The 22487-nt window shown below is 61.7% G+C and carries 26 protein-coding genes; 3 read left to right on the top strand and 23 right to left on the bottom strand.

Annotated features, from left to right (window positions below):
• Positions 1-49 precede the first annotated feature (49 nt).
• Positions 50-2644, bottom strand: coding sequence for an ATP-dependent chaperone ClpB (clpB, locus tag E8L22_RS02295; protein ID WP_136523662.1), 2595 nt, complete (start codon positions 2642-2644; stop codon positions 50-52).
• A 237-nt stretch (positions 2645-2881) separates the two neighbouring features.
• Between clpB and E8L22_RS02290 the strand changes: the two genes are divergently transcribed.
• Complete coding sequence (locus E8L22_RS02290; protein ID WP_136523661.1) at positions 2882-3448, top strand: hypothetical protein; 567 nt, start codon at positions 2882-2884, stop codon at positions 3446-3448.
• Positions 3449-3555: 107 nt separating this feature from the next.
• On the opposite strand, the gene E8L22_RS02285 is transcribed toward E8L22_RS02290, so the two are convergent.
• Positions 3556-4629, bottom strand: coding sequence for a branched-chain amino acid aminotransferase (locus E8L22_RS02285; protein ID WP_136523660.1), 1074 nt, complete (start codon positions 4627-4629; stop codon positions 3556-3558).
• A 214-nt stretch (positions 4630-4843) separates the two neighbouring features.
• Here E8L22_RS02285 and rpoH point away from each other — a divergent pair, with 214 nt between their 5' ends.
• A complete protein-coding gene (gene rpoH / locus E8L22_RS02280; protein WP_136523659.1) occupies positions 4844-5698 on the top strand; it encodes an RNA polymerase sigma factor RpoH in 855 nt (284 codons plus the stop codon).
• A gap of 50 nt (positions 5699-5748) precedes the next feature.
• Here the strand turns inward: rpoH and E8L22_RS02275 are convergent, their stop codons facing one another.
• From E8L22_RS02275 to E8L22_RS02255, 5 genes are all read right to left on the bottom strand, one after another.
• Entirely contained in the window at positions 5749-6768 is a 1020-nt protein-coding gene (locus E8L22_RS02275) for a peptidylprolyl isomerase (protein WP_136523658.1), read from the bottom strand.
• Between the two features lie 232 nt (positions 6769-7000).
• Positions 7001-7618: a glycerol-3-phosphate 1-O-acyltransferase PlsY gene (plsY, locus tag E8L22_RS02270; RefSeq protein WP_198420106.1), complete on the bottom strand. Its 618-nt coding sequence runs from the start codon at positions 7616-7618 to the stop codon at positions 7001-7003.
• A gap of 63 nt (positions 7619-7681) precedes the next feature.
• Positions 7682-8101 (bottom strand): MauE/DoxX family redox-associated membrane protein, encoded by a 420-nt coding sequence (locus E8L22_RS02265; RefSeq protein WP_136523656.1) that lies wholly within the window; start codon positions 8099-8101, stop codon positions 7682-7684.
• Positions 8098-8601, bottom strand: coding sequence for a rhodanese-like domain-containing protein (locus tag E8L22_RS02260; protein ID WP_246044521.1), 504 nt, complete (start codon positions 8599-8601; stop codon positions 8098-8100). Before E8L22_RS02260 ends, E8L22_RS02265 begins: the two co-directional genes overlap by 4 nt.
• 74 nt (positions 8602-8675) lie before the next feature.
• Positions 8676-9110, bottom strand: coding sequence for a UPF0158 family protein (locus E8L22_RS02255; protein ID WP_136523655.1), 435 nt, complete (start codon positions 9108-9110; stop codon positions 8676-8678).
• A gap of 100 nt (positions 9111-9210) precedes the next feature.
• On the opposite strand from E8L22_RS02255, the gene E8L22_RS02250 reads away from it, so the two are divergent.
• Complete coding sequence (locus E8L22_RS02250; protein ID WP_136523654.1) at positions 9211-9924, top strand: UDP-2,3-diacylglucosamine diphosphatase; 714 nt, start codon at positions 9211-9213, stop codon at positions 9922-9924.
• On the opposite strand, the gene E8L22_RS02245 is transcribed toward E8L22_RS02250, so the two are convergent.
• The 16 genes from E8L22_RS02245 to gspG form a co-directional block, all read right to left on the bottom strand.
• A complete protein-coding gene (locus tag E8L22_RS02245) occupies positions 9921-10157 on the bottom strand; it encodes a YkgJ family cysteine cluster protein (protein WP_136523653.1) in 237 nt (78 codons plus the stop codon). The genes E8L22_RS02250 and E8L22_RS02245 overlap by 4 nt on opposite strands.
• An 8-nt stretch (positions 10158-10165) precedes the next feature.
• Complete coding sequence (locus E8L22_RS02240) at positions 10166-11497, bottom strand: penicillin-binding transpeptidase domain-containing protein (RefSeq protein WP_136523652.1); 1332 nt, start codon at positions 11495-11497, stop codon at positions 10166-10168.
• A gap of 33 nt (positions 11498-11530) precedes the next feature.
• Complete coding sequence (locus E8L22_RS02235) at positions 11531-12868, bottom strand: YihY/virulence factor BrkB family protein (RefSeq protein WP_136523651.1); 1338 nt, start codon at positions 12866-12868, stop codon at positions 11531-11533.
• Positions 12869-12957: 89 nt separating this feature from the next.
• Entirely contained in the window at positions 12958-13275 is a 318-nt protein-coding gene (locus tag E8L22_RS02230) for a YtxH domain-containing protein (RefSeq protein WP_136523650.1), read from the bottom strand.
• 4 nt (positions 13276-13279) lie between these two features.
• On the bottom strand, positions 13280-13675 hold the full coding sequence (locus E8L22_RS02225) for a DUF948 domain-containing protein (protein WP_136523649.1): 396 nt from the start codon (positions 13673-13675) through the stop codon (positions 13280-13282).
• 109 nt (positions 13676-13784) lie between these two features.
• Positions 13785-14669 carry a cytochrome C gene (locus tag E8L22_RS02220; protein ID WP_136523648.1) on the bottom strand — a complete coding sequence of 295 codons (885 nt, stop codon included), beginning with the start codon at positions 14667-14669 and terminating at the stop codon, positions 13785-13787.
• Between the two features lie 292 nt (positions 14670-14961).
• A complete protein-coding gene (locus E8L22_RS02215; RefSeq protein WP_136523647.1) occupies positions 14962-15777 on the bottom strand; it encodes an ABC transporter substrate-binding protein in 816 nt (271 codons plus the stop codon).
• Positions 15778-16046: 269 nt separating this feature from the next.
• Entirely contained in the window at positions 16047-16781 is a 735-nt protein-coding gene (locus E8L22_RS02210; protein ID WP_136523646.1) for an amino acid ABC transporter ATP-binding protein, read from the bottom strand.
• A gap of 109 nt (positions 16782-16890) precedes the next feature.
• Positions 16891-17727 (bottom strand): type II secretion system protein GspN, encoded by an 837-nt coding sequence (gene gspN, locus E8L22_RS02205; RefSeq protein ID WP_136523645.1) that lies wholly within the window; start codon positions 17725-17727, stop codon positions 16891-16893.
• Positions 17728-18270: a general secretion pathway protein GspM gene (locus E8L22_RS02200; protein ID WP_136523644.1), complete on the bottom strand. Its 543-nt coding sequence runs from the start codon at positions 18268-18270 to the stop codon at positions 17728-17730. It lies immediately after the preceding gene.
• Entirely contained in the window at positions 18267-19556 is a 1290-nt protein-coding gene (gspL, locus tag E8L22_RS02195) for a type II secretion system protein GspL (protein WP_136523643.1), read from the bottom strand. Before gspL ends, E8L22_RS02200 begins: the two co-directional genes overlap by 4 nt.
• Complete coding sequence (gene gspK, locus E8L22_RS02190; RefSeq protein WP_136523642.1) at positions 19556-20488, bottom strand: type II secretion system minor pseudopilin GspK; 933 nt, start codon at positions 20486-20488, stop codon at positions 19556-19558. The genes gspL and gspK overlap by 1 nt, the downstream gene beginning before the upstream one ends.
• A complete protein-coding gene (locus E8L22_RS02185) occupies positions 20485-21123 on the bottom strand; it encodes a type II secretion system protein GspJ (RefSeq protein WP_136523641.1) in 639 nt (212 codons plus the stop codon). The genes gspK and E8L22_RS02185 overlap by 4 nt, the downstream gene beginning before the upstream one ends.
• The gene (locus E8L22_RS02180) at positions 21113-21457 is read right to left on the bottom strand and encodes a type IV pilus modification PilV family protein (RefSeq protein WP_136523640.1); all 345 of its coding nucleotides are present in this window, start codon (positions 21455-21457) and stop codon (positions 21113-21115) included. Before E8L22_RS02180 ends, E8L22_RS02185 begins: the two co-directional genes overlap by 11 nt.
• Positions 21454-21981, bottom strand: a complete 528-nt coding sequence (locus E8L22_RS02175) for a pilus assembly FimT family protein (RefSeq protein ID WP_246044519.1) — start codon at positions 21979-21981, stop codon at positions 21454-21456. Before E8L22_RS02175 ends, E8L22_RS02180 begins: the two co-directional genes overlap by 4 nt.
• A 26-nt stretch (positions 21982-22007) precedes the next feature.
• Positions 22008-22451, bottom strand: a complete 444-nt coding sequence (gene gspG, locus E8L22_RS02170) for a type II secretion system major pseudopilin GspG (RefSeq protein WP_135868406.1) — start codon at positions 22449-22451, stop codon at positions 22008-22010.
• Positions 22452-22487: the final 36 nt, after the last annotated feature.

The following is a 22487-nucleotide window of genomic DNA, read 5'->3' as shown; positions in this document are numbered from 1 at the left end:
TAGCAGCTTCACCATAAAATAGCAATTTGTTAGTTTTTGTTTAATGTATTCACTGTTGCCTGGTGATGGCCAGACTGTCGCCGCCGGGCGCCAGATCGACCCGGACCACGTCGCCGGGGCCGAATTTCCCTTCCAGCAGCATGAGGGCCAGCGGGTCCTGGATCTTGCGCTGCAGTGCACGCTTCAGCGGACGAGCGCCGTAGGCGGGATCGTACCCTTCGCGCGCCAGGAACTCCTTGGCCTGGTCGGTGACCTCGAGACCGATGCTCCGCTCCTCGAGCCGCCGGACGAGGGCGTTCAATTGGATCGAGACGATTTCCTTGATCCGCTCGAGCGGCAGGGCGTGGTAGATGACGATCTCGTCCACCCGGTTCAGGAATTCCGGCTTGAAGGCCTCCCGGAGCGTTTCCATCACCTCACTTTGCATCCTCGCATAGTCGGTGGCGCCGTACTGCTGGATCCACTGTGAGCCCAGGTTGCTGGTCATGATGATCACCGAGTTCTTGAAATCGACCGTCCTCCCCTGGCCATCGGTGAGCCGCCCGTCGTCGAGGATCTGCAGGAAGACGTTGAACACCTCCGGGTGGGCCTTCTCGATCTCATCGAAGAGCACGATGCAATAGGGGCGGCGCCGCACCGCCTCGGTCAGCTGTCCCCCTTCTTCATATCCGACGTATCCCGGCGGAGCACCGATGAGACGGGCGACGGTGTGTTTCTCCTGGTATTCGCTCATGTCGATGCGCACGATGGCCTGGTCGTCGTCGAACAAAAACGAGGCGAGCGCCCGTGCCGTCTCGGTCTTGCCGACGCCGGTGGGACCCAGGAAGATGAAGGAGCCGATGGGGCGGTTCGGGTCGGAGAGGCCGCTTCTCGCGCGGCGGACCGCGTTGGCGACGAGGGTGAGAGCCTCGTCCTGCCCGACGACCCTGCTTTTAAGGCGCTCTTCCATGCGCACGAGCTTCTCGCTTTCGGTCTCCAGCATGCGGTTCACCGGGATGCCGGTCCACTTGGCGACCACCTCGGCCACCATCTCGGCGTCGACCTCCTCTGGGAGCATCTTCCCTTCCTTCTGGATCGCCTCGAGGGTGAGCCGCTTGTCCTCCATCTCCTTCTCGAGAGCCGGGATCTCGCCGTAGCGGATCTCCGCGGTGCGTGCGAGAAGCCCGTCGCGCTCGGCGCGTTTCGCCTCCTCGACCTTCTCCTCCCTGCGCTCCTTGAGGTCGCCCAGCTCCTTCAGGATACTGGTTTCCCGCTGCCAGTGGTCATGCAGTCCGGCGGACTGTTCTTTGAGGGTGGTGAGCTCCTCTTCCAGCTTTTTCAGACGGTCCAGCGCCTTTGCGTCCTTCTCGCGGAGCATGGCCTGGCGCTCGATCTCCAGTTGGATAACGCGGCGGTCGATCTCGTCGATTTCGGTCGGTTTGGAGTCGATCTCGATCCTGAGCCGGGACGCGGCCTCGTCGATGAGGTCGATCGCCTTGTCCGGGAGGAAGCGGTCCGTGATGTAGCGGTCCGAGAGGGTCGCCGCTGCGATGAGCGCCGAGTCCTTGATGCGGATCTTGTGGTAGTTTTCGTATTTCTCCTTGAGGCCGCGCAGGATGGAGATGGTCTCCTCGACGCTCGGCTCCCCGGCGTAGACCTGCTGGAAACGGCGCTCCAGGGCCGCGTCCTTTTCGATGTGTTTCCGGTACTCGTTCAGTGTCGTGGCGCCGATGCAGTGCAGCTCGCCGCGGGCAAGAGCAGGCTTCAGCATGTTGGAGGCGTCCAGGGCGCCTTCGGCTGCTCCGGCACCGACTAAAGTGTGCATCTCGTCGATGAAGAGGATGATCCTACCTTCCGAGCGTGCTACCTCCTTGATGACCGCCTTCAGCCGCTCCTCGAACTCGCCGCGGTACTTTGCCCCTGCGATAAGGGCCCCCATGTCGAGCGCCATGATGACTTTGTCCTTCAGCGTCTCCGGGACGTCGCCGGAAACGATGCGCTGGGCGAGCCCCTCGGCGATGGCGGTCTTGCCGACGCCGGGCTCGCCGATCAGGACCGGGTTGTTCTTGGTCCGGCGCGACAGCACCTGGAGCACGCGGCGGATTTCGTCATCGCGGCCAATCACAGGGTCGAGCTTCCCCTGGCGGGCCAGGTCGGTGAGGTCGCGGCAGTATTTGGCGAGCGCCTGGTATTTCTGTTCCGGGTCCTGCTCGTTGACCGCCTCGCCGCCGCGCAGTTCCTTGAGCGCGGCGAGTATGCCGTCGCGGGTCACGCCGTTCTGGCTTAAGAGCCTTCCGCTCGGGGTGTCCTTGGACGCGACCAGCGCCAGCAAAAGGTGTTCGGTCGAGACGAAGGCGTCGTGCATCCCGTCCGCTTCCTTCTGGGCCTGATCGAGGACGCGGTTCAAAGCGGCCGAGAGCCCGACCTGAGCGCCGCCGGTCACCTTGGGGAGGCGCTTGAGCACTTCGTCCACGCTTTCACGCAGGCGCGGTAGAGGAGCACCGATCTTCTTGATGAGGTCGGGGACGAAGCCCCCTTCCTGGTCGATCAGGGCCAGCAGAAGGTGTTCGGCTTCTATGCCGGGAGCCGACATGGCGAGGGCGTTTTCATGCGCCGTCGCAATCGCTTCCTGGGTCTTCACGGTCATTTTTTCGGGTCGAATCATGAGTTTGCCTCCTAAGTCTTAGAAGAAGATAGGGAGGGGAGTGTTGTGTGTCAAGGCGGGGGCGACTTTTAAGTGCCGTCAGGGGGCAATCCATGTACTTCTCCCCGTGGCAAGGCTTGTAGTGCGCGACAAGATATGGCATTATCCGGCGGGCGGTGGCAGCGTTTCAGCGGCACACCGCTGGCGCGCAGTGGTTCGTACGGCTAATGACGCTGTGGTGTCTGCTGGGGAGATACGTTGGCAAAGTTCACGGGCAAAAATACGGGCAGGGAGGTCGAGGACGATCCGGAGACCGAGGCGGAGTTGCATGTACACGTCGAGGACGATCTGGATGACGACCTGGACTGGGCTGCCGATGAAAATCTTTTCTACGGCGAGGATCCCGATGCATCTTTCGACGAGGAACCGGACGACGCCGAGGAGTTGGTGTGGGACGCCGAGGAACTAGCCAAACCGGTCGTGGCCACTCCCGGATGTGCGGTCAGCTTCTTTGCGGACAACAAGCGTCACCACGGCATATGTCTCGCGGTAATCGGTGACGAGGTGCTCCTGGAGCATAAAGACGCGACGCGCTGCTTCCTCTTCATCGCGAGAATAAAGGAGATCGTGCCGCGTCTTCGTCGGGGTGTGGTTTCCGCCACCATAACCGTCGACGCGCTCAAGCGGTGCCGTTACCGTTCCGTCCCGAAAAAATGGCTTCAGGAGATGATCCGGACCGGCCAGTCATGGAAGGGGCTCGAGGGTGCCGGCAAGACTGCACCGCCTCCCGGCGAGCTGCTGCACGGGCAGATGGACCTCTTTTGATTCGGGGCAGGTGACGAGGCGGGAGAGGGGACGAGAACTGAATTAAAAAAGGGGACAGGCTCCGTTTAAAGGTGCCTGTCCCCTTTTTGTTCTATTTGAGCTTGGCTCTATTTGACCTTGATCATCCAGCCGAACTTGTCTTCGATCTTGCCGGTCTGGATGCCGGTAAGGGTGTCGTACAGGGTCTGGGTGTGCTTGCCGACGCCGCCGTTGCCGACCTGAACCGTCTCGCCCGCGTAGCAAAGGGTGCCGACCGGGGTGACCACGGCGGCGGTGCCGCTGCCGAAGGCCTCAGTGACCTTGCCGCTCTTCAGGTCCTGCATGAGTTCGTTCACGTCGATCTTGCGCTCCTCGACCTTGAGCCCCATGGATTTGGCGAGGGTGATCACGGAGTCGCGGGTGATGCCGCGCAGGATGCTCCCCTCGAGCGGAGCGGTGACGATGGTGTCGCCGTAGGCGAAGAACATGTTCATCGAGCCGACTTCCTCGATGTAGCGTTTGTGCACACCGTCCAGCCATAGCACCTGGTCGTACCCCTTCTTCTTCGCCTCGAGACCCGCCTTCAGCGAACTCGCGTAGTTGCCGCCGGTCTTAGCCTCACCGGTGCCGCCGGGGGTGGCGCGGACGTACTTGTCCTCGACCATGATCTTGACCGGGTTGAAGCCGGCTGCGTAGTAGGCGCCCACCGGGGAGAGGATGACGTAGAAGTAGTAGTGGTCCGAAGGCTTGATGCCGACGTGCGGCTCCACGGCGATCATGGCGGGACGGATGTAGAGCGAGGTCCCCTCCGAGCCGGGAACCCAGGCGCTCTCGAGGGCCACCAACTGCTCGATCCCTTTCACGAAGAGTTCTTCCGGGACGTCAGGCATGCAGAGCCTTTCGGCGGAGTGGTTGAAGCGGCGTGCGTTCATCTCCGGGCGGAACAGAGCGATGGTGCCGTCCTCCCACTTGTAGGCCTTGAGCCCCTCGAAGATCTCCTGCGCGTAATGTAAAACGAGCGCCGCCGGGTCGATCTGGAACGGCTCGTACTTCTTGATGCGCGCGTCGACCCATCCCTGGCCCGCTTTCCACTCGACGAGCAGCATGTAATCGGTAAAGATCGTGCCGAAGCCTAGCTTCGACTCGTCGGTGTACTTGGCCTTCTTCTCCCCCTCGCTAATCGGTACTATCCTGATCTCCATGTGGCAAAACCTCCGGTTTTTCGGCGCCAGGCGTCGCTTATTCGATCTTTTCGTTTACCACATTAGCGGCGGACCACGCAAGCAATTTAACCCCCGCAAATCGCCGGGCATCCCCTTGATTTTTTACCTGCCCCTTGTTATATTGTTAGCGCTCACGAGTGGAGAGTGCTAACACGACGCACGAAATAAGCAGCTCACAAGGGAGAGATGAACCATGACATACACCATGCCGGTACCTGTAGACAGCCTTACCCTGTACCTCGCGGAGATCAACCGCTTCCCGCTTCTGTCGGCGGACGAGGAGATGGATCTGGCCTGCCGGTTCCGCAACGAAGGCGACCTGGAGGCGGCCCACAGGCTGATCACCGCCAACCTGCGCTTCGTCGTGAAGATAGCCGGGGAGTACCGCTCCTACGGGATGAAGATGCTGGACCTGATCCAGGAAGGGAACATCGGCCTCATGATGGCCGTGCGTAAGTTCGATCCCTCCAAGGGGGTTCGCCTCATCTCCTACGCCGTCTGGTGGATCAGGGCCTACATCCAGAACCACATCATTTCCGCCTGGAGCCTGTTGAAGATCGGGACCACCCAGGCTCAGAGAAAGCTCTTTTTCAAGCTGAACCAGGCCAAGCAGGCCATCGCCCAGATGACCGGCGAAGGTGATCTGCACGCGGCCGCCCTGTCCCTCGACGTGAAGGATTCCGAGGCCCAAGAGATGGAGCAGCGTCTGAGAGGGGAGCTCTCGCTCGACGTCGAGATGTTCGAAGGGGAGGGTGGTACCTTCCTGGAGAGCCTGCCGGACCAGCGCCAGAACCAGGAGGAGATGCTGGCCGAGCGGCAGGAGGCCACCATGCTCGAGCAGACGGTGGCAAGCGCCCTCGAGCACCTGAACGAGAAGGAGCGTTTCGTGATCGAGCAGCGCGTCGCCGCTGAGAACCCGCTGACCCTCCAGGAGATCGCGGACCACTTCTCCATCTCCAGGGAGCGCGTGCGCCAGATCGAGGAGGGTGCGCTCAAGAAGATGAAGCGTTTCCTGACCCCCTTGGTCGTGGAAGCGCAGGCGGCCTGAGCCGCTTCACATGCCGTTCGTCGAAAGGCGTCCCTTCCGGGACGCCTTTTTTATTGCCGGGTCACCCGCTCCACTCTCGCCCTGGCGCGCAGCTGAGCAACGTGCTCCGCCGCCAGTTTCATGGTCTTCTCCCGTTTCAACAGCTGGAAGATCTCTCCCCGCGCCTCGTCGTAGGTCTCGAGCCTTGGTGGGCGTTTTTCGGTCAGCTTCAGGATGTGGTAGCCGTATGACGTCTGGACGATGTTGCTGATCTCCCCGGGTTTCAGGGTGAAGGCCACCTGCTCGATGCGCGGGTTCGTGTCGCCCCGGCTGAAAAAACCGAGATCCCCGCCTCTAACCTTACTGGCGCAGTCGGACTGCAGCTGTGCGATGATCCCGAAATTCTCACCTTGGCGCACCCGCTGCAGCAGCTGTTCCGCCTTCTCCATGGCCTCTTTTTTGTCGCGCTCGCCGCACGGTTCCTTCACCGCAACGAGGATCTGGCTCGCCCTGACGGAGCTTCCCGTCTTGAACTTCTCCCTGTTTTCCTCGTAGAAACTCAGGGCCTCGTCCTCGCTCACGCTGACTTTCTGTCCGAACCTGGTGTCCACGAAATCGCTCACCACCAGCTCTTTTCTCACCTCCTGCTTCAAGATCGGGAGGCTAAGCCCTGCCTCGTCGAGGCTTCTGGCAAAGGCGTCGTCGCTCGGGAGCCTGTTGCGGTACTGCTCTATGCGCTGGGCCACGAGCTCGTCCAGGTTTTTCACCGGACTCTTCCTGGCCTCCTGGTAGAGGAGTTCCGCCGCTATCAGTTGCTCCAGCGCCTCGCGTCTTAACAGGCGAATCTCTTCGGGGCCGGTCGGCTGCACGGGACCTCTCCGGTCCAGGAGCAACTGCAGGCGGCGCTGCACCGAGCCCCGGGTGATCACCGAGCCGTTCACCTTCTGAACCGGCTCGTTCGGCGCACCTTCAGGCGAAAGCAGCGAGGCTGCCTCTCCATGCTCTTCGCGGGAGACGTCGCACGCGGCAAGGGCGAGCGAAAAAAGCGGCACGATGATCGCGGCGAGAATCGGCCTGTTTCTGAAAAACATCACTCCTCCACGCAGATCTTTCTTGACCTGTTGTGGAGAGCAAGACGCGTACCGCGTCGCCTGGTTGCCTGGAATGAACGTGATTACGGCAGGTTAGGGCGGCGGCGCCGCAGGGGAGGTTTGCGCCGGTGTGGCGAAAGACGCTTTTTAGGCGAAATGACCCATTTGGTGTGCAATGTGGGGCCGAATTTCCCCGCAAAGCGTGCGGGAATGGGCGTGAGGGAGCGGAAGGTCAGGCCTTGAACTTGTTCTCGGTTCCGGCCCGCAGCCTTGCGATGTTCTCGTGGTGTTTGAGGATCACGATGACCGCGATGACGGATGCCATGCCGATCACTTCCCGGGGAGCGCAGGTCGCCCAGGCGAGGACGGGGATGACTGCTGCGGCGCTGATCGAGGCAAGCGACACGTAGCGCCACTTGTAAAGGACGGCGGCGAAAACGAGGATGCCGAAGAGGACGGCGAGTGGCGCGGTGCCGAGCAGGACGCCTAGTGCCGTCGCCACGCCTTTGCCGCCCTTGAAGCCGAGAAAGACGGTGTAGACGTGTCCGAGAAAGGCGGCAAGGCCAATGCCGGCGACCCAGACGGGAGGAAGCCCGAGCGCCTTCGCGGCCAATACCGGGATGAGTCCCTTCAGGCAGTCGCCCAGGAGGGTCATGATGCCGAGTTTCTTGCCTGCGGTGCGGTAGACGTTGGTCGCCCCGATGTTGCCGCTGCCGCATTCCCTTATGTTGATGCCCATGCTCCGGGCAAGGAGCAGACCGGTCGGTACCGATCCGAGCAGGTACGCGCCGATGAGGAGCACTATCTCGTTCAAAACGTTCTCCTGAAGCTTAATGAAACAACGTGGCATCCTACAGGATTTCCGGGAAAACTGCAAGCGGCGGGGGAAGAGCTTTCGCACTGCGCAAAAAAACTATCCGGCGCGGAGCCGCTCGTAGCGCAGCACGGCGGCGGCCATGGCGAGGAAGACGGCGTCTCTGGCGAGGGCTAGCCATGGGGTGGTCTTTTCGCCTCCCTGGCGGAAACAGCCGCAGTCGATGTCCAGGCCACGCACGATGGCGGAGGCAAGGGCGACCATGAAGACGAGATTCAGCGCGCCGATGATCAGGGCGCCGGTCCTGACCCGGATGCCGAGCACGAGGAGCACTCCGCAGATCAGTTCGAGGAAGGGGAGCACCGCCGCGGCGACGTAGTTCCAGAAATAGGGGAGGATGCGGTAGGCGGCCACGCTCCCGGCGAAAGCGACGGGATCGGCGATCTTCGGGACCGCGGCGTAGATGAAGACGCCACCCAGGGCGATGCGGAGCAGCGTCACGAAGTCGATGCGTTTCATGATGCCCCTCCTGCGGTCGGGTAGCCGGCATCGCGCCACTCGGGAAGTCCCCCCTCGAAGACGAAGACCTGGCGGTAGCCGGCCTTGATCAGGAATTTCCCGAGCTCCATGCTGTCGTGGCAGGAAAAACCGTTGCAGTAGGCGATGATGATCGTGTCGGGGGTGACGTTCTTCGGCAGGGGAGGCTTTTTCCCGCCTGCGATGGCAAGGGGAAGGGAGAGGGCCCCGGTGATGTGTTCCTTGGTGAAACTGTCGGCACTGCGCGCGTCGACCAGCACGGCCTGCCCGGAATCGTGCAACTCCTTCGCCTGGGCAAGCCCCACCGGCATGGGAACCGCCTCGGCGGCCTGGGCCGGTTGCGCGATGACGGCGGCTTTGGAGGTCTCGCCGCGCCAAGCGTCGGTGAGCAGGGTTTTGTTCCAGGCGACGCCGATGAGGGCGGCGAGCAAAACCACGAGGGCGATTTCGGGCAGGGGATGGATGGAGCGCATTCTCGTCATGGCCTATTGCATCCGTGGGCGTTAAGTACCTGGGAGATGTTACGCAAAAGAAGGATCTTGGTCAACGGTGACGCTTACAGGCGCTCCGGCGGATAGATGTCGTGCTCCTCGAGCCAGTTCGCCGCCCGGTCGGTCAGAAAGCTTTCCCTGATGGCATGGAAGCGCTCCTGCTCCTCCGGGTAGAAGGAGAGGATTTCGTTCAGCCTGCCGTGGGACTGCTTCCCGGTGAAGGCGCGCACCAGCATCCCCTTGAGCCCCTCGTTTTCGATCCCCTGGATGAAGGCGTGCACCAGTTGGCGCTCCTGGCCGTAGTCGAAGGGGGGGATCTCGAGGAAGCGCTCCTGCTGGGCGTCCACCTCCAGCCAGAACGCCTCGTCGTCGTACTCGGTGGGGACCGAGAAGACCTCACCTGTCTCGCGGTCCAGGAAAAATATCATGTCGGAGTCCACGTTTTCGAAGGCCTCCATCAGGTCCTCCCAGACGATCTCCAGGTTACGCAATGCGTGCATCGATACCTCTTGATGGCTTTTAGCTCAAGGTCCAGGTCTCGGGTTCTACCATGTTGAACCTGTCCTTTACCAACTCGCTATTTTTGTATATATTGCGCCAATGCGCAAGATCTTCATCGCCGACGCCCACCTGAGAGCCCCGCAAGACGACAACTACCGGGCCCTGGTCCGCTTTCTGGACACGCTCCCCGCCGACACGGACGCCCTTTACCTGCTGGGGGACATCTTCGAGTTCTGGATCGGGAACCCGCAGCCGGTCTACGGCCACTACCGGGACATCATCGACTGCCTGAAGAGGGTGAGGGCGCGCGGCGTGCGCATCGTCTACTTCGAAGGGAACCACGATTTCCATCTGGGGCGCTTCTTCTCTGAGCAGCTGCAGGCGGAGGTGCATTCAGGCGGTGCCGAACTCTCCATCGAGGGCCTCAGGGTCTGTCTGTGTCACGGCGACCAGATCAACCGCGCCGACTACCGCTACCGTCTCTTCCGGTTCGTGCTGCACAGCCCCCTGGTTCGTGCCCTCGTTCCCGTCTTCTCGCGCCGCCTCGCCGACCGGACCGCGGAGGCCCTCTCGCGCCGTTCCAGCGGCCGACACGCCGCACGCAAGGTACGCTGGGACTACCGTGCCATCCTGGAAAGCTTCGCCCGCGGGCGCTTCGCCGCCGGGTGCGACGTCGTCATAACCGGGCATTTTCACCTTCCCATGGTCAAAGACGAGGGGGGGCGCCGGTTCGTGGCGCTCGGGGACTGGATCACCCATTACTCGTACGCGCAGCTCTTGGACGGCAACGTGACGCTGGAGCGCTTCCGCTAGGAACGCTCCAGGCCGAAAAGCTCGAGGTAACGCGTCACCCGCTCCTCCAGTGTCGGCGCCGCCACGCTTCGGCATATATCGTCGGGGCGATAGCCGCGGCATACCGCGGGGCGCTCGGCGTAGATGCCGCAGCGCTCCCCCTCTGCCAGGTGCTGGCACCTCTCGCCGACCTTCTTCCCCAGGGCGCTGATGTCAGGAGCGACACAGCAGGTCCCGCATCCCGAACATTCCATCATCACACCTATCGGAAAAACGCCTCGAGCGCCTGTTCGCCCACCGTGGTCGCCTTGATGCGCCACTTGTTCTCGTTGATCACCAGCGCGGCGAGCGCTATCTGGGGATCTTCCATCGGAGCATAGGCGGCGAACCAGCTGTAGTGTCCCGCAGGATCGGTCCCGTCGATGGAGCCGGTCTTGGCGGCGATTTTCACCGAGGCGAGCATCCTTCTTCCCCTGCGGTCGTGGAAGGCGCGGCGCGAGGTGCCGCTCTCCACGGTGGTGGCGAGCATCTGCGCGAGCGAGTTCGCCGTCTGCGGGGTCATCACGGTGCGCAGCGGCTGGGGCTTCTGGGTGAAGACGACGCTCCCTTTCGCGTCGCGGATCTCGCTGGCAAGCGAAGGGGCCATCATCACCCCGCCGTTGGCCACCGATGCCATGATGGCGGCGGCGTGGAACGGGGAGATCTTCACCTCGCGGTTGAGTCCAGCCCCCATCCTCATCAGCTCGTCGATGGTGCCCGGCGCCGGGGCCGTGCTGGCCGCTATCGGGCTGTTCGAGAACATGGGCTGGTTGAAGCCGTACCTACCTGCGTACAGAAGCAGCGGGTCGCGTCCCACCACCTCGCCGGCCAGGCGGCCGTACACCGGGTTCACCGATTTACCCATGGCGAGGGAGAGCGGCATGGTCTGGTTGCCGCGCCCCGGTTTCACCCTCCAGTACTTCGGGCTTTCCGAGGTGAGCTTGCCGTTGAACGCAAAGGGGGTCTGGGGCCCGACTTTCTTTTCTTCGAGGGCGGCCGTCGCGGTCACGATCTTGAAGAGAGAGGCCATCGGGTAGAGGTGGTAGTTGGCGTCCTTCTCCCAGCCGGGGCGGGAGGCGGAGTGGGATACGGCGGCGAGGATGCGTCCGGTCTTCGGATCCATGGCGACGAAGAGCCCGTAGGGGACCTTGTAGTCGGTGAAGAGCTTCGCGACCTTTTGCTGCACCTCGGCGTCGATGCTGTAGATCACCTCTCCCCCCTGCGGCAGGGGTGCCGACAGCTTGCCGTTTTGCACGCGGGCACTGGAATAGACCCCGGCGGCGAGTTTGAAGGCGCTTCCCTGGTCCAGTTTGGAGAGGGATACCGCGGCGGGCTTCGCAGCGGTCGGCGCGCTCTTGGCGCGCGGGGAACCGAAGAGGGAGATGATGGGGTAGCCGGCGAGCAGGAGTGCAATGGCAGGGAGGATGTACTTGAGCCGTTTCTTCTGCGGCTTGGTCTCCTTGATCTGCCTGAAGGTGTTGCGCCCGTCCTGCTCCTTCGCCCCGAGGAATCTTCTTTTGCTTTTCTCTTTGTCTATATCTTTGAAATCTTGCATGTCCCGCTTCTGGCCGTCAGTTTAATCGGGCCACTATATGTCAACTGCTCCCCCTTTGTCAACGCCGTCAGGGCGCTTTTCCGGCAGCGCGAGATCCTTTAGGGAAAGCCCCTCCAGAGCGGCGCAAAGGGCGCGTTCGGAGCTCGCCAGAATCGCCTCCGCCTGCTCCTCGCCGACGATGGCCGCCGAGGCGCCGCGCCGCCTGAGGGACATGAGTACCGCTGCGATGGAGACTTGGTCGAGGTCACGGGCGGGATAGAAGCTGCCGCGTCCCTCGCCCGCCTGCACGATGAACCCCTGTTCGCGCAGATGCTCGAGTGTGTCGCGCACGATGCGCAGCGGGATGCCGAGTTTGACGGCGAGGTGGTGCTCGCCCCAGGCGGGCTCGCCGCGGTAGAAGGAGTCGGCGATATGCCGAAGCGCCGCCAGCGCAATCAGCTCCTGCAGGGCATGACTTATCTCGCGCCCGCGGATGTCGCGCCGGAAGGTGCTCCTGTTCTGGTGCGCCGCGACGACCTCCATCCCGAAGAGGACGATGATCCAGCTGACGTAGAGCCAGACCATGAGGATCGGGAGGGCGGCCAGGGTGCCGTAGATGGCGTTGTAGTTGCCGGCCCCCACCTGGAAATGGATGTAGGCCCACTGGGCGAACTGCCAGAGTGTCCCGGCGAGCACCGCGCCCACGGCGGCCGAGTCGAAGCGTACCCGGGTGTTGGGGATGAAGACGTACAAAAGAAAGATGGCGGTCCAGACCACGAGGTAGGGGGTGAGTCCCAGGGTGAACAGGAACAGGTCCCCGAGGTAGGTCTTCTCGATGATCCAACTGGTGAGCCACTTGCTCTGCAACGTGGTGGTGATACTGGTCGCGGCGAGTAGCAGAAGCGGTGCGCTGACGAGGACGCTCAAGTAGTCGCTGAATTTGCGGTAAAAGGAGCGGGTCTCTGGGACGCCCCAGATGGCGTTGAAGGCCTCCTCGATGCTTCCGAGCATGCTGATCGCGGTGAAGAGGAGGGCGGCGAGGCCTATGGCCCCGACCGATCCCATGTTGGTGTTGCCTATGTAGGAGACGACCCGGTCCACCACCTCCTCGTTGCCGGCGGTCACCTGCTTCAGGATGAGCGGTACCAGGCGGTTCTGGGCGCCGAGCCCCTTCAGCACCGAGAAGGCGAGGGCCAGCAGGGGGACCAGCGAAAGGAGCGAGGTGAAAGAGAGGGCCGTTGCGCGCAAGAGCGCGTTGTTGGCCATGAAATTGGCGAACACGAAGTCCAGAAACTGCAGCAGCCTGAGCCCCTTACCCTTCCAGCCGCCGACCTCGGCGGGGTCTTGGCGCCAGATCATGCCGGGGAGTTTGTTCTTGTTGTTGTCATTCATACTGGATGCACCACCTGCTGCCCCGCAGGGCGTCTGCTTGAACGAAAAAAAGCCCACCGGGGTGGGCTTTTTCGGCGGGGGATCTCCCCTTATACCTCTTGGGACTTCTGCTTTTCCTTTTCCCGCTCCATCGCCTCTTTGCCCGCCTCGATGGCGGAGGCGATGATGTTCTTCTTTTCCAATACCAGATCCTTGCCGTCCTCGTAGCTGGTCCTGATCTTTTCCTGTGCCTCGGTCGCGTATTCCTTGATCTTGTCCACCGCGTCGTCGGCCATGTCCTTGATCCTGCCGCGCAGTTCCTCGCCGGTCTTCGGCGCGAACAAAAGTGCGGCGCCGATGCCTACCGCGGCTCCGGCAAGAAAGGAAAGCAGCATGGTTCCGGTCCCGATATCTTTATCTTTTGACATGGTGTTACCCCCTAATTTTGGATTTCACTATTCTATCAACAATATATCTCGCCGCAACCTTGAGGCCGGTCGCATAGACCGAAGAGTTCGTAACGATGTCTGAGGCGATCCCAAGCACCTTGTTGATCATGCGTATGTTGTGTCCGGCGTGGCCGAGTTCGCACAAAAGCATGTTTACTCCGTCGGCGTTGGCAGCAGCGGCGCTCGTCACTGTCTGTACGTCGGAGACCGTGTCGCGCAACTCCTTCACGAGCGGGGTGATTTCCTTTTGCAAAAGGTCGGCGGCACCCTGCATTGAGACAGCCGCCTTCTTTAGTTCCGCGAGTACCGGTATCATGCACATTGCCAGGATCACGAGTGTTACCGCCGTCACTGCCGAGGTTATCTGTAGAAATAGCATGCGATCCTCCTGGTGTTACGGGAACTGAATTTTTAAAGGCTTGGATTACGTGGGAGGGGTAAAAAGGTCGGGGAGGCCGTGCGGCCTCCCCGATGTACTGCAGGAGTCGTTACTTCTTGGCCGGTTTGGCCGGCTTTGCAGTAGGCTTGGCAGCCGGCTTTGCAGCAGGCTTGGCCGGAGCCGGGGCAGGGGCCGCCGCGTCACCCCAACGGTTCAGGTCGTGGGCGATGCTGTGGCACTCGCCGCATTTCGGGAACTTCGCCATGATGGCAGCCGGGTGCGGCTTCACGTGGCACTGGGTGCACTGCGGGACCATCTTGTGCTTGTTCTGGTGGCAGTAAACGCAGGCGAGCTTGCTGTGCTTCGCGGTGCTTGCGGTGAGCAGGCTGAACGCCTTGCCGTGGCAGGCCGCGCACATCTTCGACGGGGTGTCGGACTTGTAGGTCACGTCAGCCGGCTTGTGGGCCTGGTGGCAGACCTTGCAGTCTTTGGCAACCATGTCGTTGGAGTGCGGTTTGTGGCACTGGGTGCACGCCGGAATCCGGCCGTGGACGTTGTGGCAGAACGAGCAGTTGAGGGCGGTGTGCTTGCTCTTGAAGGTGCGCAGCTGCTCGATCTGGCCGCTGTGGCAGGTGAGGCACGGATCGGTTACGTTGTTGCCGAACTTTATGTTCTTCGGAGTATGGGGGTTGGAGTGGCAGCCGAGGCAGCCCTGGAGCTTGTAGTGCGGCTTGCCGTCGTGGCACTGGCTGCACTGCGGGATCGGTTTCTTAACCTTGGGCGGGTGGCCGACGTGACAGTCCTGGCAGGTCACCTCGGTCTTGTGCTTGCCACCTGCAGCGGCGATATCCTTGGGCGGCTGCTCGTGGCACTTAACACAGTCCGTGTTGCTCAGTACTGCCGCAGGTTGTGCGGGATCGGCAGCGGCTGCGGTTCCCACAAAAGCGAACAGCGCAAGGGCCGCTACAAGGTTGAAAAACTTTGCTACTCTCATTGCCCCCTCCTTGGTATTAAAACAGAGTTAATTTTAAGCATGGATTTATATAACGTCTTGAGGTGAATTGTCAAGGGTTTAGGCACTAAAGGGGAGGCTCTGATCCAGCATTCAAGTAATGAACGTTGAACTTAATCTTGTGCTGAGCGGGAAACGATCTGTCTCAGGTAAAGATGACCAAGATTGAGGGGAGGGAAAAAGGGAATTCAGCCGGGAAAATGGGTGTGAAAGATATGCCGTTGAGGACCTGCGCCTCCGTCAAACGGAGGCGCAGGAGCCGGTGCTTATGCTGCTACTTGTCGGCGGTGATCTTGAAGGTGCGCTTGAGCGGGGTGGCGGTTTTCGGGCCGAACCACTTCTCGAAGATCTTCTTCGCTTCGCCGTTTTTCTCCATCTCGAGCAGGGTCTTGTTCACGAAGGCGACGAAGTTCTTGTCGTCCTTGCGCATGCCGAGGCCGTACGGCTCTTCGGAGATCTGCAGGTTCGGGATCTCGAACTTGCTGCGGTTGGGCGCCTTGCCGAGGATGCCGGCGAGGATCGACTCGTCGGTGGTGACGGCGGCAACTTTGCCCTGCTGCAGTGCGAGGAACGCCTGCGGATAATCGTCGAAGGAGAGGACGGTGGCTGTGGGGATCGCCTTGGAGACGTTCTGCTCGGAGGTGGACCCCTTGGCGGTGCCGATCTTCTTGCCCTGCAGGTCCTTGAGGCTCTTCACCTGTCCCTTCTTGGTGATGAACTTCTGGCCGGTGAGGAAGTAGGTGTAGCTGAAGTCGATCTGCTTCGCCCGCTCCGGGTTTTTGGTCATGGTGGCGGCGATGATGTCGATGTTCCCTTCCATGAGCTGCGGCATGCGGGAAGCCGAGGTGACCGGTTTCAGTTCGACCTTCACGCCGAGTTTCTTGGCGATGTACTTGACGAAGTCGATGTCGTAGCCAACGATCTCGCGGCTCTTCTCATCGATGTAGCCGAAGGGGGGGAGCGAGTCCTTCACGCCCGCCACGAGTACGCCCTTTTTCTTCACTTCCGCCAGGGTGTCCGCCGCGAGAGCTACCTGCGCCATAAGTACTGTCAGGACCATTGCAGCAAAAAACGTCATCAGTTTCTTCATCAACATTCCTCCTTGGGATAAGAATCGTTCTACCGTGGGATAAGAATCGTTCTACGTTCTAAGTTCTAGGTTCTACGTTTAAACACAAAGCGTACGGGATTATACCAGAGTGATTATCACACGCATCCCGTCACACAAAAAAACTTCCCATGGCTGCTCTCTGTTCTATCTGAGTGGAGATGCTGCTAGGCATGTCCCGCGTCAGCGCGATGTTCGGTTTCGCCGTTAACCTAGAACGTAGAACATAGAACTTAGAACGGCCTTTAGGTTCAATGCATTGGCGAGAGCAGTTGTTTCAGGAACTGTTTCGCCCTGTCGTGCTGCGGGTTTTTGAAGAACTCTTCCGGGGCGGCCTGCTCCAGTATGGTCCCCTGGTCCATGAATACCACGCTCTTTGACACCTCGCGTGCGAATCCCATTTCGTGGGTGACCACCACCATGGTCATGCCGCTTAACGCGAGCTTCTGCATGACGTCGAGCACCTCGCCGATCATCTCCGGGTCGAGCGCGGAGGTGGGCTCGTCGAAGAGCATGATGCGCGGCTTCATGGCAAGCGCGCGGGCGATGGCGACGCGCTGCTGCTGTCCGCCGGAGAGTTGCGCTGGGTATGCGTCGCGCTTCTCGGCAAGCCCCACCCGCTCGAGAAGCGCCATTGCCTGCTCTTGCGCTTCCGCCTTGGGGGTCTTTCTGATCTTTATCGGGGCGAGGGTGATGTTAGAAAGTACGGAAAGATGGGGGTAAAGGTTGAACTGCTGGAAGACGAAACCGACCTCGGCGCGCAGTGCGTTGATGTTGAGTTTCCTGTCGCTCAAGTCCTTGCCGTCGACGATCAGTGTCCCCTGGTCGATCGGCTCCAGTTGGTTCACCGTCCTGATCAGGGTCGACTTGCCGCTACCCGATGGACCGCAGACGACCATCACCTCGCCAGGCTTGACGTGCAGGTTGATGTCGTTCAGCACATGGAGCTTCTTGAACCACTTGTGGACGCCGCGGAATTCGATCATGGGGTGGTCCTCTCGTTAAGACGAGCGCTGCACCTCGCTCATTACAGTAATGTTAAGTAAGAGAGGGGACAAATGCAACCCAAAATCTGAAACTGTGTTCTGTTTAAAGCTACATGGATGGATGGGCGAGGGTGCCGCGGATCGGCACGCTGAAGGCGCCGGGGGAGCTCTGGTACTTAGTCAGCAGTAAAAACACGAACTTCTGCCGCTCGAGGAAGGAGGGCTTCGGCATCATCTCCATGGTCAGGTTGAGCGGGGATGCGCCTAGCGGAGTACCGAGGACGGTGTCCCCGGAAAGGCGGACGTAGATGCCGTCGCCGTTGAGGGTGAAGCTTTTTAAAACGGCGCGCCCTTTTTCGACCTTCAGCACACCGCGTATTTCCCGGTAAGCGGCATCTGGAAGTGGCATGGCGCCGATCTTGACACCGGCTACCTCGGCTGAACGGACCTCCAACTGCAGGTCGCCCACGTCGCCACCCTTGCCCCCCTCCATTTTACCGTTCACCCTCAGTTCCCCTCTGACCTTGGCCTCGGCCACGGTACTGAAGAAGGGGATGTCTTCCAGGCGAACGCCGCGGCACTGCAGGCTCCACCCCTTGCCCTTGCCAAGCTCCAGATCCCCATTCGCCTCACCGGTACCGATGGCGCAGCGGTAGGCGATGCGGGCCTTGCCGGTGAGAAGGGGAAGCATTTCGAGGCGCACCTTCACGTCGGAAAGCTTCAAAACGGTCCCTTTGGCCGTGCCCAGTTCCACCTTGTCGGCGTGCAAGGCAAGCGGGAACCCCTTGCCCAGGCCCGCGCACTCAAGGGTATAACCGGCATTTTCCGCAGCCCGCACGAGCACACCCTTTATGGCGTAGTTCGGGGTGAACAAAAGCGTAAGCAGCAAAAACAGCAGGAGCGCCGAGGGGATGCCCAGGGCAAGGTATAGGGCACGTCTGTTCATCTATTTCCCCGCCGGTGCAGGCTTGATCAGCGCGATGGTGAGTGCTACGTCGAGCTTCGAGGGATCGTCGAACCTCTGCTTGATAAGGGCCTTCTTCACCGTCACCGGGCGCGTTCCTTTCTCAAGGCGGTAGATGAGGTTGACCGCCTCGTTGGCGGTGAGCCCCTCCATCCTCACCTCGGCGGCGTCCTCGACGTAGCCGGGGATGTCGTCACCCTTGACCGGTTTGATCTGGCTGCCGCGACCCTTGATGCCGGTCTCCTCGATGATCTTGGCCGGCGAGTCGTCTGGTCGAGTGGCCATGAGCCGGTTCGCCATGCGCTGGGCGCCGGCGTTCGCCTCCTGGTAGCGCAGCTTCAGGCGCATCATCTCGGCGATGTCCGCCTCGCGCGCGGTGCGCTTGTGCTCGAGCGCGGTGATGCGGCTGTTGATCGCCGAGAGCGCGACCACGATGGCGAGGAGGACGGCGAGTGCGATGCCGATGCGCTGGCGGATCGTGCTGTCCAGTCCCTGCAGCATGCTGATCATCTCCTGGCGGCTCATTGGTTCACCCCCTTGATCTTCCCGCTAAGCGTGAAGGTGATGCTGCCGTCGGCGCGGGACTTCGTCTCGCTAACCTCGGCCCCCTCGAGGAGGGCGGCGGCCCGCCCTTTGAAATCGCTCGCTGCCTGGATGCTCTTCGCGTCACCTTTGAGGCGCACGTCGTTTCCGGTTACCTCTGTCTCGTAGATCCCCCCCACATCCTCCCCCTTCACCTCGGAGAGGTCCTTCAGGAACTTGAGCACGTTGCTGGATGTCTTGGCCCCTTCCAGGCGCTTGATCTCGGAGCGCAGTTCCGCCACCTCGTCCACCGCCTTCTTGCGGGTCGGGAAGACCTCCTTGTAGATGCCGGTGATGGTGCGGTCAAGCGAGGTGAGGTCGCGTTTCACGAGGTAGTAGCGCACGCCGCTCTCGGCGAAGATGAGAAGGACGAGGGCCGCGGCGAGTATGAGGCTCACCTTGAGACGCTGGTAGAGCTTTTCGGTGGCGGCGGTGTAGGCGAGGGGCCCGCGACGCAGGTTGACGGCGGAGCCGTCCGCTACTGCGGCAGCGAGCGCATAGGCGCCGGCGAGATCGTGCGAGGCGCGCGGGTCATCGCCGAAGGCTTCGAATAGATCCTTGCCCGATGGCGACTCCGCGTCGCCTTCCACCTTTCCGGGGGCGTGCGAGATGATTCGATCAACGCGCAGTTCGCGGGAGAGTTCCAGCGCGGCGATGGTGCGCGTGAGCTCCGCTTCGGTGGCACCCGGGGGGAGGGCACGGAAGTAGATGGGGGCCCCGTCGCGGTACGCCGCCAGCGCCTCGCCATCGCTCACCGCCACGGTCCCGGTGGCGGGGGCGAGCTTTTCCCAGTGGAAAAGGGACGCCGTGACCACTTCCGGTTCGAGCCCCGCTTCCTTTAGGAGCGCGATCTTTTCGGAAAGGTCCTGGACCTTGCCCCAGACCGCGAGCACCTTGCCGCCGGCAAGCGGCAGGGCGTCAAAGGCGAGCTGGTCGGTGTCGAGTGCGGTCTCACCCTTCAGTTCGAGCGGGAGGAGTTCGCGTACCTTGGCCCGGTCGGTGATGGGGAGTTCCAGCTCCCTCATGAACAGCGAGGACGGCGGGAGGGCGAGAACCACGCGGTGCTCCCCGGCGGCGATGGAGCTTCCCGCGATGATGCGGGAGAGTTCCCCCTCTTCGCCCATGAGCGGGTGCCGCTCCGCGGAGAGGAAGGTCGCGCCCCCCTTCTTCGCCTTGAAGGAGGCGAGCACCAGCTCGGACCTTTTCAGTTGTACGATCAGCATGTCCATCAATATTCTCTCCAGTAAAGGATCGTAGGCGATGTGCTCTCCACGTTGGTCACTACGGCCTCGGCGACGCTCACGCTTTCGCCAACCTTCCCCTCGGAACGGATGCGGTAGATGGACCCCTTGCACCCAACCTTCAGGGCCAGCGTGTTGGTGAGCGGCGAACTCCCGAACACGTCAGCGAGCGTCTTGATCACCTTGGTCTTGCGGTACTCGAGGATCTGGGCTACCTGGTCACCGGTCATGAGGCTGTCGTCCAGCGACATGAGGACTTCCTTGGGGGCAGTGTTGATGTTGATCGGCGCCGCCGCGATGCCGTTCGCCACGCCGTACACCGTCACCCGGCCGCGCAGCTTGGCCAGCACCTCCGGGGTGTATCCCTTGACGAGGGCAAGTTCCTCGAGCGTCTCCAGCTTGTCGTTATGCACCTGCAGCTGCGGCTTCAGCGTGCCGTAGTAGTTCTTCTCGGCGCCGCTCGGGCGCGGCGTGTCATCGGTGTCCACCCAGTCGGCGAGGGGATCGTAAAGGTCGCGCGACAGCTTTAGGTTGTCGAAAAGCCGCAGCAGGGCGTTCTTGAAGAAGTCGTCCGGCGTTCCGGTCTGCGAAGTCGCCGCGTTCAGGTCGATCTTGCCGCTCTCCTCCTCAATGGTGACGGTCACCGTCCCGTTGTCCGCCTGAAGGGACTGCGGCTGCGCCCACGGCTCGAGAAGCGAGCTGTATTGCTCGCCAAGCCTGAGCGAGCTGGAGACCTGCAGGAGCTTGATTCCCCCGGCGACACCCGATTCCGCCAGCATACCCGCCTGTTGCGACGCCACGAAATTGCGGCTGTGCGAGACGTCGACGTAGACCTCGTTGACGAACTCGGCCAGAAGCGCCACGAGGAGCGTGGTCACGATGAGCGCTATGACGAGGGCGAACCCCTTCTCCCCCCTCATATCCCTTTCCTCGGTGTGGCGACGGTGCTGAAGGTCTCTCCCCCCTTTACGGTGATGGTGATCCGGACCTTCTGCGGCATCTGGTTGTTGAGCGCGGTGTCCCAGGTCTTCACCCACTTGGATCCGTCCCAGCACTCGACCAGGAACCCTTCCAGACGGTCCATGACCGGGTAGGGGACCGAGGCAACGCTCGTGTCGAGGTAGAGATCGCGCGCCTCACGTACCAGAGTGAGTACCTGGTCTTCCTCCTTCTCCTGCACTGAGTAGCGCACCACCATGAGGTCCGACGCAGGCGAGGGGTCGATGCGGGGCGGGGTGACCGCAGTGAACTGCAAAAGCGACGCGGGTTTGCCGAAGCTGTCCCGGTCCTCCACCACGAAGTGGAACCGCTGCGTCGTTGTCGTTGGCGTCGCGCCGGCGTTTGATGTGGCTGCCTTGAAAAATGCCGAAGACAGCTCGTCGTGCAGTCTCCCGAGCGTCGTGGAGAGTTCGCGGCGCTCCTCCATCCGGACGCCACCCTTCTCGCGCGCCCCGACCACGGAGAAGTAGGTGCCGTAAAGCGCGCCGGCGAGGATGACCAGAAGAGCCAGTGCAATCAGGACTTCTATGAGCGTAAAGCCCTTGTTATTGGGCATTTTGCGGCACGTATTGCACAAGGGAGAGCCTTTTGCTGTCGTTGCCCCAGATCACGGTGAAGCGGATCATGTTCAGGCCCGGGATTTCGGTCTTCGAGATCTCGCGCTCCCATTTGTGATCGGGATGATCGGGGGCGAAGGTCCCCTTCGAGTCGGTCTTCTTGGCGAACTCCGGGTCCTCGAGCTTCGCGCGTCCCAGAAGGACCGCGGTGGTCTCCTCCGAGTCCTCGGCGATCCTTGAGAGGTGGTAGTTGACCGATGAGATAACGGTCAAAAGGACGCCGGCGGTGATGGCGAGGGCTATCATCACCTCGAGCAGGGTGAAGCCTCTCACGAAGTAACCTCCTGGTATCCTTCCTGGACCGTCACCTTCCCCCCGGAGGGGTATGCGATCACGGTGTACTGCGCCTTTCCCGCTTTCAGGTGGATGGTGACGCCGTCTCCCAGGCCGCCCGGTCCGAACGGGATGATCATCTCACCCTCGTTGACGACACCCTTGCTGCCCACGCTCGCGTCCTCGATGTCGATTCCCTCTTCGACGAGGCGACGTCCCATGAACTGGTCCTGCGGCTGCATTTCTTCGCCGGTGGGGGAGAGTTCGGTGATGCGGGTGGTGTTCTCCCCGAGCTCCAGGTGCAGGCGGTAGACCTTCTTGGTGATGATGGCCTGATCGTTCAGAAACCTGATGCCGCTCGCCAGGTTGCGTGCCGAGTTCTTCAGCCGGGTCCCCTCCGTGTCCGGCAGGCGCGGGAGCACGATCCCCGCCGCCAGGGCGATGATGAAGATCACCACCATGAGCTCCAGGAGGGTGAAGCCCGCCTCGCGGCGGGACGATTTACCGGTTTGCTTGCCAGCCAAAGAATCAGTCTCCCGACAACTTATTCCTACTTCATGCTCCAGCTTTCGATGTCGGCGTTCTTCCCTTCGCCGCCGCGGGCGCCGTCCGCGCCGTATGAGGAGAGGTCGTAGTCGCCGTGCTCGCCGGGGGAGAGGTAGACGTAGTCATTGCCCCAGGGATCCTTCGGGATGTTCTTGTTCTCCAGGTAACCTTCGGCCCGGTAGTTGTTGGGAACCTTGCCGGTGGTCGGCTTGGTCACCAGGGCCTGCAGCCCCTGCTCGGTGGTCGGGAAAACGCCGCTGTCGAGCTTGTAAAGCTTCAGGGCGGTCTCGATGTTGCGGATCTGCACCTTGGCGTCGGCGACCTTCGCGTCGTCGCTGCGGCCGATGATCTTCGGCCCGACCAGGACGGCCAGAAGGCTCAGGATGACGATGACCACCATCAGTTCGATCAGGGTGAAGCCGCGGCTGTCTTTCAGTTGTTTCAGCATGGGGAGACCTCGCAAAGAATTTTATGGAGTCCGTCG

The organism is Geomonas ferrireducens (assembly GCF_004917065.1).
Lineage (GTDB): Bacteria > Desulfobacterota > Desulfuromonadia > Geobacterales > Geobacteraceae > Geomonas > Geomonas ferrireducens.
Note: the sequence above shows the minus strand (reverse complement) of the source record. Positions and strands in the feature narration are given on the sequence as shown.

Bases quoted from the DNA above. Each gene is read 5' to 3' on its own strand.
- E8L22_RS02265 (WP_136523656.1), bottom strand. From the start codon at position 8,101: ATGAAACGCATCGACTTCGTGACGCTGCTCCGCATCGCCCTGGGTGGC.
- gspG (WP_135868406.1), bottom strand. From the start codon at position 22,451: ATGCTGAAACAACTGAAAGACAGCCGCGGCTTCACCCTGATCGAACTG.
- E8L22_RS02230 (WP_136523650.1), bottom strand. From the start codon at position 13,275: ATGTCAAAAGATAAAGATATCGGGACCGGAACCATGCTGCTTTCCTTT.
- E8L22_RS02285 (WP_136523660.1), bottom strand. From the start codon at position 4,629: ATGGAGATCAGGATAGTACCGATTAGCGAGGGGGAGAAGAAGGCCAAG.
- gspK (WP_136523642.1), bottom strand. From the start codon at position 20,488: ATGAGGGGGGAGAAGGGGTTCGCCCTCGTCATAGCGCTCATCGTGACC.
- E8L22_RS02250 (WP_136523654.1), top strand. From the start codon at position 9,211: ATGCGCAAGATCTTCATCGCCGACGCCCACCTGAGAGCCCCGCAAGAC.
- E8L22_RS02245 (WP_136523653.1), bottom strand. From the start codon at position 10,157: ATGGAATGTTCGGGATGCGGGACCTGCTGTGTCGCTCCTGACATCAGC.
- E8L22_RS02220 (WP_136523648.1), bottom strand. From the start codon at position 14,669: ATGAGAGTAGCAAAGTTTTTCAACCTTGTAGCGGCCCTTGCGCTGTTC.
- gspL (WP_136523643.1), bottom strand. From the start codon at position 19,556: ATGGACATGCTGATCGTACAACTGAAAAGGTCCGAGCTGGTGCTCGCC.
- gspN (WP_136523645.1), bottom strand. From the start codon at position 17,727: ATGAACAGACGTGCCCTATACCTTGCCCTGGGCATCCCCTCGGCGCTC.
- E8L22_RS02235 (WP_136523651.1), bottom strand. From the start codon at position 12,868: ATGAATGACAACAACAAGAACAAACTCCCCGGCATGATCTGGCGCCAA.
- E8L22_RS02215 (WP_136523647.1), bottom strand. From the start codon at position 15,777: ATGAAGAAACTGATGACGTTTTTTGCTGCAATGGTCCTGACAGTACTT.
- E8L22_RS02260 (WP_246044521.1), bottom strand. From the start codon at position 8,601: ATGACGAGAATGCGCTCCATCCATCCCCTGCCCGAAATCGCCCTCGTG.
- E8L22_RS02210 (WP_136523646.1), bottom strand. From the start codon at position 16,781: ATGATCGAATTCCGCGGCGTCCACAAGTGGTTCAAGAAGCTCCATGTG.
- E8L22_RS02275 (WP_136523658.1), bottom strand. From the start codon at position 6,768: ATGTTTTTCAGAAACAGGCCGATTCTCGCCGCGATCATCGTGCCGCTT.
- E8L22_RS02225 (WP_136523649.1), bottom strand. From the start codon at position 13,675: ATGCTATTTCTACAGATAACCTCGGCAGTGACGGCGGTAACACTCGTG.
- E8L22_RS02240 (WP_136523652.1), bottom strand. From the start codon at position 11,497: ATGCAAGATTTCAAAGATATAGACAAAGAGAAAAGCAAAAGAAGATTC.
- E8L22_RS02185 (WP_136523641.1), bottom strand. From the start codon at position 21,123: ATGCCCAATAACAAGGGCTTTACGCTCATAGAAGTCCTGATTGCACTG.
- E8L22_RS02255 (WP_136523655.1), bottom strand. From the start codon at position 9,110: ATGCACGCATTGCGTAACCTGGAGATCGTCTGGGAGGACCTGATGGAG.
- rpoH (WP_136523659.1), top strand. From the start codon at position 4,844: ATGACATACACCATGCCGGTACCTGTAGACAGCCTTACCCTGTACCTC.
- clpB (WP_136523662.1), bottom strand. From the start codon at position 2,644: ATGATTCGACCCGAAAAAATGACCGTGAAGACCCAGGAAGCGATTGCG.
- plsY (WP_198420106.1), bottom strand. From the start codon at position 7,618: ATGCCACGTTGTTTCATTAAGCTTCAGGAGAACGTTTTGAACGAGATA.
- E8L22_RS02200 (WP_136523644.1), bottom strand. From the start codon at position 18,270: ATGAGCCGCCAGGAGATGATCAGCATGCTGCAGGGACTGGACAGCACG.